The 19,227-nt window shown below is 44.0% G+C and carries 16 protein-coding genes; 11 read left to right on the plus strand and 5 right to left on the minus strand.

The window, feature by feature from the left end:
* Position 1 precedes the first annotated feature (1 nt).
* Positions 2 to 466 carry a transcriptional regulator SlyA gene (gene slyA, locus IEY42_RS00280; RefSeq protein WP_188923398.1) on the minus strand — a complete coding sequence of 155 codons (465 nt, stop codon included), beginning with the start codon at positions 464 to 466 and terminating at the stop codon, positions 2 to 4.
* A gap of 298 nt (positions 467 to 764) precedes the next feature.
* Here slyA and IEY42_RS00285 point away from each other — a divergent pair, with 298 nt between their 5' ends.
* The 3 genes from IEY42_RS00285 (at position 765) to IEY42_RS00295 (ending at position 5,801) form a co-directional block, all read left to right on the plus strand.
* Positions 765 to 3,047 carry a nitric-oxide reductase large subunit gene (locus tag IEY42_RS00285; RefSeq protein WP_188923399.1) on the plus strand — a complete coding sequence of 761 codons (2,283 nt, stop codon included), beginning with the start codon at positions 765 to 767 and terminating at the stop codon, positions 3,045 to 3,047.
* 151 nt (positions 3,048 to 3,198) lie between these two features.
* Positions 3,199 to 4,749, plus strand: coding sequence for a nitric oxide reductase transcriptional regulator NorR (gene norR / locus IEY42_RS00290; protein ID WP_188923400.1), 1,551 nt, complete (start codon positions 3,199 to 3,201; stop codon positions 4,747 to 4,749).
* A gap of 134 nt (positions 4,750 to 4,883) precedes the next feature.
* Positions 4,884 to 5,801, plus strand: coding sequence for a L,D-transpeptidase family protein (locus tag IEY42_RS00295; RefSeq protein WP_188923564.1), 918 nt, complete (start codon positions 4,884 to 4,886; stop codon positions 5,799 to 5,801).
* A gap of 56 nt (positions 5,802 to 5,857) precedes the next feature.
* Here IEY42_RS00295 and IEY42_RS00300 read toward each other — a convergent pair whose 3' ends face one another.
* Complete coding sequence (locus IEY42_RS00300; RefSeq protein WP_229779830.1) at positions 5,858 to 6,637, minus strand: bactofilin family protein; 780 nt, start codon at positions 6,635 to 6,637, stop codon at positions 5,858 to 5,860.
* Between the two features lie 344 nt (positions 6,638 to 6,981).
* On the opposite strand from IEY42_RS00300, the gene zapE reads away from it, so the two are divergent.
* Positions 6,982 to 8,184: a cell division protein ZapE gene (gene zapE / locus IEY42_RS00305; protein ID WP_188923566.1), complete on the plus strand. Its 1,203-nt coding sequence runs from the start codon at positions 6,982 to 6,984 to the stop codon at positions 8,182 to 8,184.
* Here the strand turns inward: zapE and IEY42_RS00310 are convergent.
* Positions 8,177 to 8,485, minus strand: a complete 309-nt coding sequence (locus tag IEY42_RS00310; RefSeq protein WP_188923401.1) for a DUF3081 domain-containing protein — start codon at positions 8,483 to 8,485, stop codon at positions 8,177 to 8,179. The genes zapE and IEY42_RS00310 overlap by 8 nt on opposite strands.
* A gap of 161 nt (positions 8,486 to 8,646) precedes the next feature.
* On the opposite strand from IEY42_RS00310, the gene IEY42_RS00315 reads away from it, so the two are divergent.
* The gene (locus IEY42_RS00315; RefSeq protein ID WP_188923402.1) at positions 8,647 to 9,600 is read left to right on the plus strand and encodes a sodium-dependent bicarbonate transport family permease; all 954 of its coding nucleotides are present in this window, start codon (positions 8,647 to 8,649) and stop codon (positions 9,598 to 9,600) included.
* Positions 9,601 to 9,668: 68 nt separating this feature from the next.
* Here the strand turns inward: IEY42_RS00315 and IEY42_RS00320 are convergent, their stop codons facing one another.
* Together IEY42_RS00320 and glnE are read right to left on the minus strand one after the other, a co-directional pair.
* Positions 9,669 to 10,637, minus strand: coding sequence for a GGDEF domain-containing protein (locus IEY42_RS00320; RefSeq protein WP_188923403.1), 969 nt, complete (start codon positions 10,635 to 10,637; stop codon positions 9,669 to 9,671).
* A gap of 74 nt (positions 10,638 to 10,711) precedes the next feature.
* A complete protein-coding gene (gene glnE / locus IEY42_RS00325) occupies positions 10,712 to 13,567 on the minus strand; it encodes a bifunctional [glutamate--ammonia ligase]-adenylyl-L-tyrosine phosphorylase/[glutamate--ammonia-ligase] adenylyltransferase (RefSeq protein WP_188923567.1) in 2,856 nt (951 codons plus the stop codon).
* A gap of 158 nt (positions 13,568 to 13,725) precedes the next feature.
* Between glnE and IEY42_RS00330 the strand changes: the two genes are divergently transcribed.
* The 6 genes from IEY42_RS00330 to IEY42_RS00355 all read left to right on the plus strand — a co-directional run bounded on the left by IEY42_RS00330 (position 13,726) and on the right by IEY42_RS00355 (position 19,223).
* Complete coding sequence (locus IEY42_RS00330) at positions 13,726 to 14,694, plus strand: hypothetical protein (protein ID WP_188923568.1); 969 nt, start codon at positions 13,726 to 13,728, stop codon at positions 14,692 to 14,694.
* Positions 14,695 to 14,707: 13 nt separating this feature from the next.
* On the plus strand, positions 14,708 to 15,607 hold the full coding sequence (locus IEY42_RS00335; RefSeq protein ID WP_188923404.1) for a DUF350 domain-containing protein: 900 nt from the start codon (positions 14,708 to 14,710) through the stop codon (positions 15,605 to 15,607).
* 3 nt (positions 15,608 to 15,610) lie between these two features.
* Positions 15,611 to 17,371 carry a polyamine aminopropyltransferase gene (locus tag IEY42_RS00340; RefSeq protein ID WP_188923405.1) on the plus strand — a complete coding sequence of 587 codons (1,761 nt, stop codon included), beginning with the start codon at positions 15,611 to 15,613 and terminating at the stop codon, positions 17,369 to 17,371.
* Between the two features lie 79 nt (positions 17,372 to 17,450).
* Positions 17,451 to 17,864, plus strand: a complete 414-nt coding sequence (locus IEY42_RS00345) for a YjfI family protein (protein ID WP_188920223.1) — start codon at positions 17,451 to 17,453, stop codon at positions 17,862 to 17,864.
* A 10-nt stretch (positions 17,865 to 17,874) separates the two neighbouring features.
* Positions 17,875 to 18,564: a PspA/IM30 family protein gene (locus IEY42_RS00350; protein WP_188923406.1), complete on the plus strand. Its 690-nt coding sequence runs from the start codon at positions 17,875 to 17,877 to the stop codon at positions 18,562 to 18,564.
* A 5-nt stretch (positions 18,565 to 18,569) separates the two neighbouring features.
* Positions 18,570 to 19,223 carry a hypothetical protein gene (locus IEY42_RS00355; RefSeq protein WP_188923407.1) on the plus strand — a complete coding sequence of 218 codons (654 nt, stop codon included), beginning with the start codon at positions 18,570 to 18,572 and terminating at the stop codon, positions 19,221 to 19,223.
* Positions 19,224 to 19,227: the final 4 nt, after the last annotated feature.

The following is a 19,227-nucleotide window of genomic DNA, read 5'->3' on the forward strand; positions in this document are numbered from 1 at the left end:
ATTACGCAGAGCTTTTATCTAATGTGGCCAGTGCGTTCTCGCTGATTTTACTCATAATATTTTCAAAGTCATTGAGTTGTTGCTGGCTAATGCCTGCTAATAAATTACGTCGCACTAACATGATTTTACTTTCCATCTGTTTAAGCATCTCAATCCCATCTGGGGTTAAGCTAACAATGCGTGCCCGTTTATCTTTTTCGCAACAACGGCGCTGCACATAGCCCTGATCTTCTAATTGATTAAGGGTGCGCATTAATGATGGCAATTCAATTTCCAACGCATCTGCAAGCACCTTTTGACTAACGTTGTCGCCTAAGCGCAATAGCTTCCATAATGCGGTCCAGCGCGGATGAGTTAGGCCTAACGGGATTAATTCAGCATCCGCAGCCGTTCGCCATAAACGGTGCAATCGACCTAAATTTTCAGCAAGAGACAGTTCTTTTAATCTTTCTAATTCTGGAGACATGAGTAACACCCACTTAGTTAGCGTGCTAAGCATTATAACTAGTTAGCATGCTAAGTAAATAACGTTTTGAAATAAGTTACATCATCACAAACTAAGTCATTAACACATAAATTAGATGTCAATTTGACACCTAGAAGTCTATATGACACTCATCAGAACTGTCTTTTAGACAATTGCAACATCAATGATTAAATTAAAAATCTCATAAATTCAATGCTTTGAATTAAATTAAAAAGTTGGCACGTCTTGTGTAATGTCAGGTCATCTGTATAAAAATGACTTTGCGCTAAGAGGACTTATGAGCAAAAACAAACTCACCGGCATTGCACTATTAATCGTGCTTGTGGCTTCTTTCACTGTATTACTTAGTTTAGGCAGCGGTATATACCGAGAAAAACCGCCGATCCCAACGGCGTTTACCGACACCAGTGGTCAGCCTGTATTTACCCAAAATGATATTGAACAAGGTCAACTCGTTTGGCGTTCAATGGGCGGGCATCAGTTAGGATCGATATGGGGTCATGGCTCATACGTGGCACCTGACTGGACTGCAGACTGGCTACACCGTGAAGCACAAGCTTGGTTATCAATAACCGCAAAGCAGCGTTTTAACCGCGATTTTGCCGAACTTGATACTGAGCAACAAGCAGGGTTAGAAAAAGCCCTTAGAAATGACATTCGTCATAACACGGTAATTGAAGGAGCAGAAGACAAGACCTATGTTGCGCTTTCAACGACCCGTATCGCGGCGATAAACGAAGTCACTCAACATTATCTATCATTATTTGGTGACGACCCTGAGTTAAGATCACTACGTGAACAATACGCCATGAAAGAAGGCACGATTACCGATGTCGGGCATCGTGAATTATTAAATGCTTTCCTCTTTTGGGGCGCATGGGCCGCGGTAACTGAGCGCCCTGGTTATGATTACACCTACACCAACAACTGGCCGTATGATCCGCAGATAGGCAATTTACCAACGTCAGACAATATTGTTTGGTCAGTGTTAAGTGTAGTGACATTGATTCTTGGTATTGCCATGTTGATTTGGCATCACGCCTGTTGCAAAGAAGAAGCATTGCCAGAACCCGCCAAAGAAGATCCGCTATTTCACACTAAACCAACGGCATCGCAAAAGGCAGTAGGCAAATACTTCATTACCGCTATTGGTCTGTTTTTGCTGCAAATATTACTGGGCGGCGTGACCGCGCATTACGCAGTAGAAGGCCAAGAGTTTTACGGTATCGCCATCTCAGAAATCTTACCTTATTCGGTTACGCGTACCTGGCACACTCAACTGGCCGTATTTTGGATTGCCACGGCATGGTTAGGCACTGGCCTTTACATTGCGCCAGCACTATCTGGCTATGAGCCTAAATATCAGCGCCTTGGCGTTAACGTATTGTGGGTGGCTCTAGTCGTTGTCGTGCTGGGTTCTATGGCAGGTGAATGGTTAGGCGTACAACAATATTTTGATCTCGACATGAACTTTTTATTTGGTCACCAGGGCTATGAATACATTGATTTAGGCCGGGTGTGGCAAATCCTATTACTGGGTGGTTTATTGATTTGGTTAGCATTAGTGACCGCATCAATGCGCCCAGCGTTAAAAGTCAGTAGCGACATGCAACCGGTTATTTGGGTGCTGTATGCTTCGTGTGTTGCCATTGGGTTGTTTTATGGTGCCGGCCTATTTATGGGCAAACACTCAAACCTTGCGATTGCTGAGTACTGGCGCTGGTGGGTAGTACATTTATGGGTAGAAGGCTTCTTTGAAACCTTTGCCACTTCAGTTATTGCCTTGATGTTAGTCCGCTTAGGCTTAATCCGTGCTCGCAGTGCCAACGGTGCGGTATTGTTCTCTACGGTTATCTTTTTAACCGGTGGTTTAATCGGTACCCTACACCACTTGTATTTTACTGGCACTCAAACCTCAGTCATTGCATGGGGCGCAATATTCTCAGCACTTGAAGTTGTCCCATTAGCACTTATTGGTTTTGAAGCCATGGAGACCTATCGCTTACGTAAAGCCAGTCCCTGGATGGAGCGTTATCACTGGGCAATTATGTTCTTTGTCGCCACCTCATTTTGGAATTTAGTGGGCGCAGGGGTATTAGGATTCTTAATCAACCCACCGATTTCACTTTACTTTATCCAAGGATTAAACACGACGGCAACTCATGCTCACGCAGCATTCATGGGTGTATACGGAATGTTAGGTATGGGGCTGATGCTGTTCTGTTTACGTGGCTTAACCGGCAATATGAAGTGGAACGAAAAATACCTTAAAGGGGCCTTTTGGACCTTAAATATCGGTTTAGCGGGTATGGTATTTATGTCGCTATTGCCTGTGGGTATTGTGCAGTTCTTTGCCGCTATCGATCACGGTTACTGGTATGCTCGCTCACCTGCGGTGATCCACAGCGAGTTGGTTGAAAATCTAGTGTGGATGAGAATGTTCGGCGACATTATCTTTAGTGTAGGCGGATTATTGATGGCAGCGTTCTTATTTGACCTGATCAAAAAAGCCATTAGCAGCAAGAGCGCTAAAGCGAAGCAAACCGTCGCATTGGCATAACACTAGGTTTGAGCAACATAAGATAACTCAACTCACAAAGGGGCCGCTATGATCATAGTGGCCCTTTTGTGATCATAATGGCACCTTTAACACTTGTTGTTATATTTACACTTGTCATAATGACAGCACCGCAACATCATTGGAGTTTACCATGGCATTAAGTCAAACCGACTTAACCCGTATTGCGCTTGATATCACCGCAAATTTATCAACTCGCGATCGCTTTTCACGTTTACTCACCACGCTCAGAGACACCCTAGACTGTGATGCCGCGGCGCTATTGTCGTTTCAAGGTCATCAATTTACCCCACTCGCAATTGATGGTCTTAGTGCTGATGTATTGGGCAGGCGTTTTATTGTTAATGAGCACCCAAGGCTTGAGGCCATAGCGCGAGCCGGTGATGTGGTGCGCTTTCCTGCCGACAGTCAATTGCCCGACCCTTATGACGGCTTAATTCCTAATGTGGATGGCGATTTAAAAGTGCATGCCTGTGTGGGATTACCCTTGTTTGCCAACGAGCAGCTGATTGGGGCATTAACCATCGATGCACTCGACCCCAATAAGTTTGACCAGTTCACCAATAATGAATTACGCAGCATTAGCGCCATTACTGCCGCTTCACTCAATAATGCCTTGCTGATTGATAAACTCGAAAAACAAGCGAGTAACTTTACCATTAGCAGCAGTAAACCCACTGGGCAGCTCGATACTGCAACAGAGATCATTGGCCAAGATGACAGCTTTATGGCCTTGCTCAATGAAGTGAATGTGGTCGCTGCCACAGAATTAAATGTGCTGATTTTAGGTGAAACAGGTACAGGTAAAGAACTCATAGCAAAAGCGGTACATCAGCATTCTCCTCGTGCCGATAAACCGCTAGTGTATTTAAACTGCGCCGCCTTGGCTGAGTCGGTTGCTGAAAGTGAACTATTTGGCCATGTAAAAGGGGCCTTTACCGGCGCCATTAGCCACCGCAGCGGTAAATTTGAAGTGGCTGACAAAGGCACGTTATTTTTAGATGAAATTGGTGAGTTGCCACTTAATTTACAAGCTAAATTACTGCGGGTATTGCAGTATGGTGATTTGCAAAAAGTGGGCGATGACCGCAGTTTAAAAGTGGATGTGCGGATTATAGCGGCCACCAATAAAGACTTAAAAAGTGAAGTACTGGCGGGGCGTTTTAGGGCCGATTTATATCATCGTTTAAGTGTGTTCCCCATTGTGGTGCCGGCGCTACGAGAGCGACCTAGAGACATTCATTTATTGGCTGGTTTTTTTATTGAACGCTATCGCCAGCAATTGCTGTTGGCTCATTTAGGATTAAGTCACGATGCCCTAGCGTTACTCAACCATTACGATTGGCCCGGTAACATTCGTGAACTTGAACATGCCATTCATCGCGCGGCAGTATTGGCGAAATCGGCTGGGGTTCACGATGGCATGTGCACCATACAACCGCATCATTTTGAGTTTGCGACATCTACAGAACATGTCGCAACAGCCCCAAAAAAGGTAGCCGTTAAACAATCAGTAACATCTTTTGCGCAAATGAGCTTACGTGATGCAACCGACCAGTTCCAAGGTCAGTTTATTCAACAAGTGCTGGGGCAACACGAAGGAAACTGGGCCGCCACAGCACGTAGTTTACAGCTTGATTCTGGCAACTTACACCGCCTAGCAAAACGCTTAAAATTAAAATGAGTCAACAGCAAAAAAATCAGTTGAATTATTAGACGTAATAAGTGAGGATGCGCGCTATTCAATGGTCAAGCTTTGAAAGATATTGTAGTCTGACTTTTATAACGTCTATTTTTAGGAATGATATAACCCTTATGATGAATTCGTTACGCACCGCATTCGTTGCCGCGTCTACCATAATGTTAAGTTTTTCAAGTGCTGCTGTTGAATACCGTTTACCCACAAACGGCAGCAAATTGGTCGGTCAAAACCAATATTATGTGGTACCTGAAGAAGGTAAATTAACACTAGAGCAAATTGCGGCAGAATTTCAACTAGGGCTAACGAACCTTATTGAAGCAAACCCTGGTGTTGACCCATTCTTACCTAAGCCTGGTAGCACCTTAATCATTCCGCACCAGTTAATTCTGCCAGACACTAAGCAAGAAGGCATTGTGATTAACTCTGCTGAAATGCGCCTATATTATTATCCAAAGGGTAAAAATATCGTTGAAGTGTTACCGATTGGTATTGGCCAAATAGGCCGTGATACCCCAGAAAACTGGGTGACTAAAGTACATCGCAAACGTGAGAGACCAACCTGGACACCTACAGCCAATATCCGCCGTATTTATGCAGCCAATGGCATTACGTTACCCGCAGTATGGCCAGCAGGCCCAGATAACCCAATGGGGTTATATGCGCTGTATGTTGGTAACTTGTTTGCAGTTCATGGCACTAACGCCACATTTGGTATAGGTTTACGTGTTAGCTCTGGTTGTATCCGTTTACGCGACGAAGACATTAAACACTTATTTGAAACTGTGCCAGTTGGTACTCGTGTTGAGTTTATAAATAAACCGATTAAAGCCACAGCAGAGCCTGATGGTAGCCGTTATATTGAAGTGCACGAGCCTTTATCGAAAACTCAAGAAGAGTTTGACTCTAAAGAGCCTGTGTCATTAACCTTGGACAAAGAGTTAACCCGTTTTCTGGCTCATCCAGAAACCGACTCAACTGTGTTAAAACGATTATTAGAAAATCGTAGCGGTATGCCTACTCGTATTAACCCGTAAGCACATCGAAGACGAAAAAATGGCCTGGTTAACTGAGTTGACCAGGCCATTTTTTATCAAGGTTTATTGGATGTTGTCGGCAGTGATAACTCGGCCTCACTGTCTTCAAATTGTTGCTCATCATCGTGTAAGGTGTCGCCGAGCTCTTGACTGGTTTGCTCTAATGCATGCAAGTCTTCCATTGCGGTGTTGATATCAGATTGGCCTGCGCCGATTAACTCTTCTTGTTGTTCTATAAACGCATTTTGCTGCTCAACGTCTTGCAATAGTAATGCAGCATTTTGCGCAATGTCGCTCTCTGATGCATCAGTATTCACACTCGCTTGTAACGGCAGTTCTTGATCATTATTTAATACTGAACTAATAGTAGGCTGCAGTAACACGCCGCCAATAATCACCGCCGCAGCAACGGCGGCATAAGCCAACTTACCAGAAGATGTTTTGCTGTGGCTGTCCTGCATTGTTGGCATTTTTATTGTTGATGATGTGGCAGGTGGCAAAACTGATTCGTCAGGGCCTTTACTCCGCATACCTACAAATTGGCCACCGTCGTATATTTCCATTTGGTGGCTAGATACTTCACCGTCGACCACACCCGAACTGACAATGATCAGTTTGTTGCAATGCAACTTACCTTTAAAGACGCCCGATACACGCATCTCCTGGCAATAGACCTCACCTTCAACCTCACCACCGACTGCGATATTGATTTGACTGCTTGAACGAATCGTGCCCATTGTCTTACCAGCAATCATCGCTGGACCTTGAATGGTCATGTCACCTTCGAGTGACATGTCAGCGCCAATGTAGGTTATCCCCTTATTGTTATTATTCACTTGCTGTCCTTATTAGGGTTTAATACCTATCACATTAATTATCTAACCTGCTCAGATAGTTAATATAATTTGTATAAATTGTTACAGGTAGTGACAAATCTTAAAGTAAATGGGCTACACAATAAAGCTTACTATTCATGCTATAGTACCTAGATCAATAAATAGCCCGAACTGTTATGCCAACGACTGATCCCAAGCATAAGCCTACATACGCAGCAAAAGACCCCCTTAATAAAGGGGCTAATCATTCACAAAAACCATCAATCAAACAAAGTTTAGCCATGTATTCATCGGTAGATGCTCTTGCGCCATTTGCAAGCCCTAACTCCCCTACCGTTCAGGCAATGTCGCCATTACAGGCTTACCAACGAGCAATAAGTACTAGCTCACAACGCATTGAAAAAACAGTAATAACAACCGACCCTGCCCAGCAAGAGGCCTTGTTAGCATTAGATGCGCTATACCAACAATTTATTCATTCATCCTCCATCAATAAAGGCTTATATATGTGGGGAGATGTTGGGAGAGGTAAAACATTTTTAATGGATTTATTTTGTCAGTGCCTAAGCCAACATCCTAAACAAGCACAAAACACCGTATTGCGGCTGCATTTTCATCGTTTTATGGCCATGCTCCACCAGCAGCTTAACCAAACCTCAGGGATCCGTGACCCACTCACCCATATTGCTAAACAAATAGCGGCGCAGTATCAAATAATCTGTTTTGATGAGTTTTTTGTGTCAGACATTGGTGATGCCATTTTGCTGGCGAGATTATTTGAAACCTTGTTCCAATCAGGAGTCACCTTAGTCGCCACCTCTAATATTCCGGTTGTCGACTTATATAAAAACGGTTTACAGAGAGACAGGTTTTTACCTACTATTGACCTATTACATCAATACACTCATGAGATCCATCTAAGTGGAGATAAAGATCATCGGCTCAATCATCAGGCTAGGCCGCAAAGCAGCTCTAAGCCGGAATGGTTGGAGCTACCATCAGCCCTGACTCCCGAAAACATGTTTGCTCAATTATGCAATCAAGGAGTTGATGAAAACAGCCCAATTGAACAACATCATCTTGCACCAAAAGCCAAACATACATTGCGCATTTGTCAACGTGACATTGCCATACAAGCTCAGCACGGAGACTATGCTTGGTTTGAGTTTTCCGCATTGTGCCAAGGGCCAAGATCGACATTAGATTACATTGAGATTGCCGGCCAGTTTAGCCATATTTTACTCAGTGATGTGCCGCTGCTGGGTGGACAAGTACGCAGCTGGATTAGGGCAAGAGGTACAGAAGATGGTGCACAAGCGACGGCGACTGGAGAGCGACAATTGGCGTATGCCAGCGAAGACGACCCCGCTCGACGTTTTATTAGTTTGGTGGACGAAATGTATGATCAAAAAGTCATTTTGATCATACACAGTCAATGGGCATTAGAAGACCTTTACCCCACTGGTGCACTGACATTTGAATTTAGGCGTACTTATAGCCGCCTAATAGAAATGCAACAATGGGCATTAAGCGCAGCAATCAAATAGCCTTGGCAACCTGGTAACTTTCAACGTCGGTAAAACGACGTAAAAAATTGTCTAATGCATCGAGTGTTGGGTATTCGAATTGGTATTTATTGTGAAAAAACACCGTTAAACTCACTTGAACGTCAGATAAGACAATGGTGTAGCCATCGTGATCGGTTTGGGCGTTGATGCCACACAAATGGTAACCATCACCATAAATACTGTTACTGCCTTCCTCGTGGCTCGTTACGCGTTTTTCACCGTATTGGGTGACTTTATTAAACACCTTGAGCGCACGTTGAATATCAATTTCATTTTTCATAATAATCATCCTATGGACAACACACTCTCTACAATACGCCTGCAATATTAATACTGTCCAATATTGTTATAAATAAAGTTAAATCATTTCCCTTTCGCCAAACAACAAGGCAAAATCGCCCTACTCTATAACCTGCAGAATAACAGACAGAAGCCAAGACGATGCCTGATATTGTGATAGCTTTTTTTGCCCTTGGCTTGATTGCTGGGCTGATAAAGTCAGATTTAAAAGTTCCCAAAGCCACCTACGAAACCTTGTCTATTTTACTGATGCTAACCCTTGGCCTTAAAGGCGGTATGGCATTACACGGTGAAACAGCCAATCTAGCAATATCAGAATTACTAGCGGTCATTGCTTTAGGTTTTATCACCCCACTGAGTTTGTACCCGCTTTTACGAAAACTCATTAAATTACCGCAAAAAGAAGCCATTAGCATTGCCGCTCATTATGGTTCTGTGAGTGCGGGTACCTTTGCTGTCGTGATGGCGATGGTTGATAAGTCACAATGGCCTTTACGCCCTGAAACCACGTTATATTTAGTGCTGCTTGAGCTGCCCGCCATTATTATCATGTTGTGGTTACACCGTTACCTGCAAGCTAAAACGGCTGGTAATGAAGTGCATTCCTCTGCGGTTAGTATTTTGCATGAAGCACTAACAAGCCGCGGCGTAGTATTACTGTGCGGTGGCGTGGCTATCGGTTGGATGTACGGCACTACGGGTATGGCGCCATTAACACCGATGCTGCTTGCCGGGTTTAAAACCTTATTAGCGTTATTTTTATTAGAAATGGGCATTAGCACAGCTAAAGTGTGCTTTCCCATTCCATACAAACAATGGCGATTATTAATTTTTGCTGCTGTAATACCGTTTGTGTTGGCGTGGGCGGGGATTGGCTTAGGTATGGCTCTGGATTTACCCTCTGGCAGTATTTTAGTATTAGCAGCCCTCAGTGCCAGTGCATCATACATTGCAGCACCTGCGGCGATTAAAGCCGCGATTCCAGATGCCAATATTGGTCTGGCTATGTTGGCGTCATTAGGAATAACCTTCCCCGTAAACGTACTAATCGGTTTACCGATTTACCAGTTGTGGATTGAGCAATTGATGATGTAATACCAATCTACATTGAACAAAAGCCAACGCGATAGTGACGTTGGCTTTTTGTTATCTTAGCCTAGCAATTAGTCACGCTTATGGTGTTTTGCTTTATCAACAAACATTGCTTTGTCGGCCAAGGTTAAATACTCACAAAGATCTAAATCTTGTTTTGCACTTCGGCTCACAATACCCTGACTGTAAGCCAGTCGATACGGTTTGTTTGATTGTTGATTATGTTGGACAATTAATTCGCTAAACCGTTTGAGCACTACATCGACACTGGTTTGTTCTCTTTGGCTTAGCAACACCACAAATTCGTCACCGCCAAAGCGAGCGATAACGTCTGATTCCCTAAAACATTCAATTAATAATTTTGCAAATGTGGTGAGTGCAACATCACCTTCTTCATGACCATAATCATCATTAATGGCTTTAAAATAATCTAAATCAAAAAAAACCAAGCTCGTACTGAGTGATAACCTATCGCTATTGGCAATGGTTTTTGCTGCCAGTAATTCAAAGCCACGGCGATTAGTGATGCCAGTTAACGGGTCGAGGGTGTTTTGTTGAATCGATATCAACTCAGCTTCAACAAGCTTACCTAGGTCTTCTAAGGCTTGGATATCTTGTTTATCAAAGGTTCTGGGATTATTGTCAATAATGCATAAGGTGCCGACTCGCATACCATTAGGCATGGTCAACGGAAACCCAGCATAAAAACGAATATTGGGCGTGGCGAGCACTAATGGATTGTCGAAAAAGCGCGAGTCTTGCAGCGCATCGGGCACCACCATAACATCAGACTGATTAATCGCATGGGCGCAAAATGAAATATCGCGGCTGGTTTCACATACATCGAGGCCTTGCACTGATTTAAACCATTGTCGGTCACTGTCAATTAAACTCACCACGCTGATCGATACTGAAAACAAGCGTCTGGCTAAGCGAGTAATACGATCAAAGCGCTCTTCTGTTTCAGTATCTAACACGTTCAAGCCTCGAAGTGTTTCGAGGCGTGTGTGCTCATTTTCGGGTATCGGAGCAAGCAGCATTAACGCAACCTTTTAGTTGATTTACCTGATATAAATAAAGCAGTAAAGTGTTGCTATTTCAAATTTAAAATAGATTAAGGCTGTAAAATTTCATTATAAATTTCAATCACGGCATCTGTTTTTTGCTCGACTGTATGGTGAGGCAACTTACCGGGCAATTGTTGCAATGTTAGTTCATGGTTTTCATCGCGTAGCCAACAATACGTTTGCGTTAGGTGCTGTGCATGCATCACGGGCAGCAACTCTAGGTCAGCAAGTACTTCAAAAATCCGCACATTGTCAGACCAAATGGTCAACTCTTGATGTTGATGCGCATAAGCAAGCACTAAGTATTGGGCAATAAACTCAATGTCGGCGATGCCGCCGGCACTTTGTTTAAGATCAAACTGTCCAGGTTCAACGTGCAACAAATGATCGCGCATTTTTATCCGCATATCGCGCACCGCTTTGGCAAGGTCGGTTTGATTGCGCGCTTGTTGCAATATTTGCCCACGTAAGTCACTAAAGCGCCCTGCCAGGGTGTAATCACCAAAAACAAATCGCGCTCTAACCAATGCTTGATGCTCCCAGGTCCAGGCTTCAGTTAACTGATATTGGCCAAACTGTTCAATTTCGCTGACCAACAAACCCGATGCACCCGATGGACGCAAACGCATATCAACTTCGTATAGCTCACCAGAGGTAGTGCGAGTTGCAAATAAATGCACAATCCGCTGAGCCAGTTTTAAATAAAAGTGGCTGTTATCAATTGAGCGAGGCCCATTAGTGCTGCCTGCGCCACTATGGCCATGTAAAAAGACTAAATCTAAATCGGAACCATAACCCAGTTCTAGACCGCCTAATTTGCCATAACCAATGACCGCAAAGCCCATATTGCTTGGGCTAGTTCCTTCAGGAACGCCATGGCGTTCAGACACTTGATGCCAGGCTTGCAACACCACTTGCTCAATAATCGCTTCAGCTAAAAAAGTTAAATGATCGCTTACTTGCATAACCGGCAATACCCCGGTGACATCAGCAGCAGCAATTTTTAACTGCTGCGACAACTTAAATTGTCGCAGCGCTTCCATTTGCTGCTCCATGTCATCTTCTGGCACGCGCAGTAAATATTGGCGTAACTCACTTGGATAATCATCAATGGAGGTAATATCGTATAACTGCGATGGGTCAATGAGCTCATCAAGCAGCATGGGAAAGTTAGCCAGTTCTCGTGCAATCCAAGGACTGGCACAACATAAGCTCACTAATTGCTGCCTTGCTCCTGGGTTTTCACATAACAACTCAAGGTAAGTGGTACGAGTTAAGATTTTGTCCAACACGTTAGACACCGGCTTAAATGCCAAGCTGGGAGTCGATTGATTAAATAACTCTTCAAGCAGTTTTGGCATCAGTTTGTCTAACGTTTCACGACCACGAGGACCAATAGAGCGTTTAGACACCGTTTGACGCCAATCACTTAACATCGGCCACAGTGCTTCGTCTTCAATCTGCTGCTCTTGCAGTAGAGCTAACGCATCTTCATCTTGCTGAATATTCCAGACTAGCGATGACCAATGATCGTTATATTCATGGTTATCACTACCACCCACAGTGGCATTAAAGTGGCCATGAATGGTAGCCATTGCATGATGAATTTGTTCGCGCAACTGTGTTTCGTCATTAAGCTCTAGCGGTACACACAATCGTTGCCAATCAAGATCGTTATTGGGCAAGGTTTGCGTTTGCTTGTCATCAATGGCTTGAAGTAGATTCTCCACTCGGCGCAGTAAAATGTAACTGTGTTTAAGCTCATCAACGGCTAAATATTCTAACTGTCCCAAACTGTATAACGTATCTATGGCACCAAATAAGCTTTGTTGGCGCAACGCAGGCTCGCGTCCTCCGCGAATTAACTGAAAGCTTTGCACCACGAATTCCACTTCACGGATCCCGCCTGCACCCAATTTAATATTGTCGGTTAATTGCCTGCGTCTGACTTCTTGGGCAATTAATTGCTTCATTTTACGTAATGACTCAATTGCCGAGAAGTCGATATACCGGCGATACACAAATGGGCGTAATAAGTCGTGCAGTTCATCGCAATAGCCGCTCCACGGGCCCAATACGCGGGCTTTCACCATGGCATAACGCTCCCAATCACGGCCTTGCTCTTGGTAATAATCTTCTAATCCGCTAAAGCTAACTACTAACGGGCCACTTTCACCATATGGACGCAGGCGCATGTCGACACGAAATACAAAACCATCAACCGTCACTTGATCAAGAATATTGACTAGGCGCTGACCCATTTTGATAAAAAATTGTTGATTAGCTTGTGCGCGGCGACCGCCAACCGTTTCACCATGCTCAGGAAAGGTAAAAATTAAATCGATGTCAGATGAAAAATTGAGCTCACGGCCACCCAACTTGCCCATGCCTAAAATTAATAATGGTTGCGGTTTACCTTCGGCGCTCGTTGGCGTACCAAATTGCTTGCACATGTCTTGATAAACCCAATCGCGACCTGCAATAACAAGGGCTTCTGCAAGCGATGACAAGTCAAGAAGTGACTCTTCTACTGGGGTGTAATTTAAAAAGTCGCGCCATGCTAAGCGCACCATTTGTAAGTTTCGATAACGACGTAACACTGATTTAGCCTGTTCTTCTTGAGTTACATCTGCTAATTGAACATGTAACTCGCTGTCAAATTGGCTTCGGTCAATGTCATCTAATAGGCCATCAAACAGTTGCACTATCCATTCAGGACGGCGACATAATTGCTCAGCGATATAGTCACTTAAAGCAAACACCGACATTAACTCTTGTTGTTGAACTTTGGACAACTCGGTTGTCGCTTCAGGCCAAACTTCACAGAGTCTTAACCAGTAACGATCTGCTGTTTCGACTAGCGCCGCAGATAACACCTTGTTACTTTGGTTTTGCATGGCAATTAATATCCCTAAAGAAAATGAATGTTGGACATATTATGTCGTGAATGCTATATCTAATGATCTGTCTATTGATGCAGATTAATATCATTGACATCAAGATTACTATAACCTGTGTCATATTGAATTAGCACATGAAAAATCTACATTTTGGAGAAAACATGGTAGGTCACCTCCCCCGTGTACTCACATTGATAACCGTGATGATTGTCGCGCTAACGCTCAGTGCTTGTGGCGATGAAAGGCCTGAGCAAATTGCCAAGTACCAGCAATTAACGCAACAGCGTCTGAAATTATTATCAACATCGCTCGATGGCGATCAATTGCGCAATGCCAATTTATTGAAGCAATACACCAGTATTTTAGCTAAGCGTCAGCCTGATTTAGCCCCTTTGTTAAATGAATTAGCCAAAGATGCGGGCACCGACGGGCCTATGTTTCAGTCGCTAACTCGCAGATATAAGGATTTGAGCAACAGCGCAAATTTTGTTGATTTAGACCAACAACTCGCTGAAGCTCAAAACGTATATCAAGCTGCAGACACCAGCTTATACAACGATATGTTATCGGATCCAGTAAACGTGGTCGCCGACATGTCTCAAGGTCAATTGGCCCGAGTCAATGCCATTAGCCGTGAAGCAGAAGCCTTAGCAAACGGCACTGATGGCACTGAACCTGGCAGCCAATTAGTAGGTAACCCGGCTTATGGTAGCTGGCAAACTGGCTCAAATGGCACGTCTTTTTGGGCTTGGTATGGCATGTACGCGATGTTTTCTAACTTTACCCGCCCCATTTATTACGACAATTGGTCGAGCCGTCGTGGTTATAGCTACTACAACGATGTCGGCCGTTATCGCTACACATCGCCAAAACAGGCCACCTCTCAAGCCAAAACATTTGAACAAACCAAAAAACGTTTTGACAGCCAGGGTAAACGATTTGATAGCCCATATGCTAAAACTCGCACAGGCTCAACAACCTTGTCACGCCAAAGCACCAGTGCACCAAAACCCAGCAGCACGACTCGCACGGCAAGCTCTAGCAGCAAGTTTCGTTCGAATTACTCTAAAGACAGCAGTTTCCGCAACTCAAGCAGCCGCACTAGTCGCGGTGTTAGCCGTGGTAAATAGGTAAGGACTCCCCATGACATTTTTTCAAGAATATGGCTTAACTCAACCTCTGGCGATCATCTTAGCAATCGACTTAAGTATCGCGATTGTGTTGCTGGCATTGATGCGTTACTTACAAGGCTGGAGCATTAAAGTTAACAGCAGTGCCGAACTGGCTGAACGTGATAATTTTGCCTTTGGTATTAGTACCGCGGGGGCGATAGCCGCATTAGGTATTGTGCTAACGGGTGCGATTACCGGCGAAGCTGCTCCATCGTATTTAACCGAAGCCATTGGCATGTCAGCTTATGGTTTATTTGGTTTAGTGCTGATTAAACTTGGCCGCTTTTTACATGACAAAATCGCTTTAAACGAATTTGCTAAAAATGCCGAAATTTTGAAAGGCAATGTATCCGTTGCCGTGGTTGATGCTTCTGCAGCCATTGCCACCGCCATTATCATTCGTGCTGTGTTGATGTGGGCAGAAGATATTACCGTAAACACCTTTATCGCTATTTTTAGCGCATTTTTAATCTCACAATTAATGTTGGTATTATTAACGCGTTTACGTGAACGTCGTTACGCAAAACGCAATCAAAACGCCTCCATGCAACACGCATTAGTACAAGGCCAAACCGCTTTAGCACTGCGTCACAGCGGTTACATGATAGCCATGGCATTAAGCTTTAATGCAGCCAGTCACTTTATTATTTATCAGCCAACAGCTTACGTAACCAATATTATCGGTTGGTTTGTGTTCTCGTTAATTATGTTAGTGGCCTTGTCATTGCTAATTGCACTTGTGAAAAAGCTGGTTTTAGCGGGCATCAACCTGGCAGAAGAAGTTGAAAAGCAACACAACATCGGTATTGCCGCAGTAGAAATGGCAATCAGTATTGCAGTTGCGCTTATTTTAACGGCGTTGATGGCGTAATTTATGACAACCCCTTTGCTTAACCCTAGTCCCGAAGCATTACCACAAGGGGGCAAAGAGCAAAGCCCTCCAGTCTCTCGCAATGTGTCGTGGTTCGATGATGCCCTATTACTGGGCATCATGGCTGCGCTAGCGGGATGCGGCCTGATTTACGAATACCTATTGTCACACTATGCCGGGCGCATTTTAGGTGCGTTAGAAGCGGCCATTTACACCATGATTGGCTTAATGATTGTGTCGATGGGTGTTGGTGCATTTGCTGCCCGTAAAATCAAATGCGCTTTTACCGGTTTTGCTATGCTCGAACTCACCGTGGCATTGTGTGGCTCATTTGCCATTATCATTACCGCAGCGGTAATTGGCTTTGGTCAGCAATTACCCCTCACCATTGCCAATACCCTTGGCTTACCACCCGACCATTTACCTAACGGCGGTTTTATTGCCAGCTTGCAAACCTTAAGCGAATACTTACCTTACGTTTGGGGCGTATTGCTGGGGTTAATGATTGGTATGGAAATCCCATTAATTGCCCGAGTACGGCAATCATTATCTGAAGCACACTTACTGCATAACGCCGGCACCATATATGGTGCCGATTACATTGGTGCGGGTATTGGTGCTGCTATTTGGGTTGGCTTTATGCTTGCCATCGATATTCAACTTGCTGCGGCATTAACGGCCAGTGTGAACTTACTGGCGGGTCTTGCGTTTATATGGCGTTTTTGGGCACAAATTCGTCATGCAAAATGGCTGCTCATTGGCCATATTATTGCCAGTGTGGTGATAGGTTTATTAGCCATTAAAGGTCCAGCATGGGAACAGCACTTTAATAATTTGTTGTACAAAGATAAAGTGGTTTATGCCAAGGCCACTCGTTTTCAGCAACTTAACTTTACAGAGCGGCTTCGCGGTGGTGGCCTTGCGCCCGTGTACAATTTGTACATCAATGGCCGTTTACAGTTTTCCAGCAGCGATGAACACATCTACCATAGCTTTTTAGTGCACCCAACCTTGGCCGCAAGTGCCCGTCATGACAATGTATTAATTATTGGTGGGGGCGACGGTCTTGGGCTTAAGCAAGTACTAAAATGGCAACCCAAGGCTGTTACTCTGATGGATTTAGACCAAGACTTATTAGCGATATTTAAAAATCCACCAGCTGACATGCCGACGGATCTCAGCAATGCATTATTAGCGCTTAATGGTGATGCGCTCAACGATCCTCGTTTAACCTTAATGGTTGACGATGCCTTTAATGGCGTTGATAAATTGCTGAAAAACGGCCAACTCTTTGATGCGATTATTGTTGACTTGCCCGATCCAAGTCACCCTGACTTAAATAAACTTTACTCTGATTTATTTTACCGCAAACTCAACGAGTTACTTAGTGCAGATGGCGTGATCACGGTGCAATCAACCTCACCTTATCATGCGCCCAACGCCTTTATCTCTGTGGGTAAAACCCTCAGTGCAGCGGGCTTTAACGTCAAACAATATCATCATAATGTGCCAAGTTTTGGTGAATGGGGCTGGAGTATTGGCAGTAAGATGGGCAAAAATCCACAACAAAGATTAGCCGCCATTGATGAAATCCCGGTGCCAGAGGACTGGCTAACGCCAGGCCTTATCCATGCATCATTTGAATTTCCAAAACATTTTTACGACGATATAGATAAGATCAAGATAAACGATATTGGTTCTTTACAGTTGTATCATTACCACTTAGCAGCTTGGTCAGAGAACGAAGTAATTAATCTTTTTTAATTGGACTAGATAGCACTTGACATATTATGTCTGAGTGTTATCTTTACTTACAGACATAATATGTCAATTAAGGACGAATATGAACATCCATACTATTGCGAGTCACCTAAACGGACTATGCGACCAAAGCCAAACCGGCTTTCAGTTTGACTGCTATCCCATTGATGGTGATGTTGAAGTGTTACAAGTTAATGTTGTAGGCCGTGAAGAAATTCCGGTGTTTGTATCAGTAACTGACAACCAAATATTGTGTATCAGTTATCTGTGGGGCGAAAACGAAGTTAACCAAGCCCGCCGCGCTGAAATGTTTGAGACCATGTTAGAGCTCAACATTCCAATGCCATTATCTTCATTTGCCAAAATTGATGATAAGTACGTTGTGTATGGTGCGTTATCTGTGCAATCAAGCATGGAAGAAATTGAACAAGAATTAGCAGTACTGTCAGACAACTGTCTGGAAGTCATCGACGAACTCGTCGAATTTTTAAACTAAGGAGCCAACTATGGGCATTCTAAACAAGATTCTTACAGCGTTTCGTGGTGGTGCAACTGAAGTTGGCCAGACTATCGTTGACGCTAACTCAACCCGTATTTTTGAACAAGAAATCCGTGATGCAGAAAAGCATTTAACTAAAGCTAAACGTGAGCTAACTGACGTGATGGCCAAAGAAATGCAAGCTAGCCGCGAAATTGATCGTCTAAAGCGCAGTGTTGCTGAACACGAAGGTTATGTTACCCAGGCGCTAGACAAAGGCAATGAAGCATTAGCCATTGAAGTTGCAGAAAAAATTGCTCAGCTAGACCAAGAGCTTGCAGAGCAACAAACGGCCAACGACAGCTTTAGTGCTCACGCGGTACGTTTAAAAGATTTAGTGAAAAAGACCGAGCGTCAATTGTCTGATTATCAACGTCAATTAACCATGGTTAAAACCACTGAAAGCGTACAAAAAGCCACCGCAACCATTACCGACTCATTTGCGTCTAGCAACTCAAAACTGCTTAATGCTAAAGATTCTTTAGAGCGCATCAAGGCGCGTCAGCAACAGTTTGATGACCGCTTAAAAGCATCTGAAACCTTAGCAGACGAAAACAGCGACAAGTCTTTACACGCTAAATTGGCTGAAGCCGGTATTGGTGAGCAAAAGTCGAACGCCAATGCAGTTTTAGACCGCATTAAAGCACGTAAAGGTTAAGGGTTATGGGATTTCTTAGCGGCCTTTTTGGCAAAAAAGAAGCCCCGAAGCGTCAGCTTGACCCCCCAAATAAACTGCTCAAGGGTGATATGTTAACCCTTGATGACAGTTTTGCTTTGCCCGCGCAACTGCGCGGGCAACAGCTAAAGGTTGAAGCCATTCATACCTATGAATACCAGCGCTCGCAGGTTTGTGAATTCTTATTACGTGGCCATAGCGGCACCGCAATCTTTCTGTCTTACATTCAAGAAGACGAGTCTTACCTCAGTATTTCAATCAAAATCAACCGCGCAGATGTAGAGCAGATATTTGACCTTGATGCCTTTGCTGAAATCTTTGAAGAACCCGGTAAAGCCACTTTGGTGACAAACACCTTATCTGCAGAGCTTGACGCTGAGTTTGGCCAATGGTTAAGTGATGAATACCATCAAGTTGAATTTGCAGGATTTGGTTATTTCCATCGCCAGGATTATCGTGGTTTAACCCCTCCACAAGACGACAATGGCAACCGAGGTGAAGGTTTTGAAGGCTATAGTCTAGTCAATAATCAAGACACTCATGCTGTTGATATTGAAGTATACGAAGGCGGCGACACCGAAGTTATGTTGACCTTATATCGCCCACTATCCGATATTAGAGACTACTGGCCGGCAAGCTGATACA

The sequence above is a fragment of the Shewanella algicola genome, from assembly GCF_014648035.1.
GTDB classification, from domain to species: domain Bacteria; phylum Pseudomonadota; class Gammaproteobacteria; order Enterobacterales; family Shewanellaceae; genus Shewanella; species Shewanella algicola.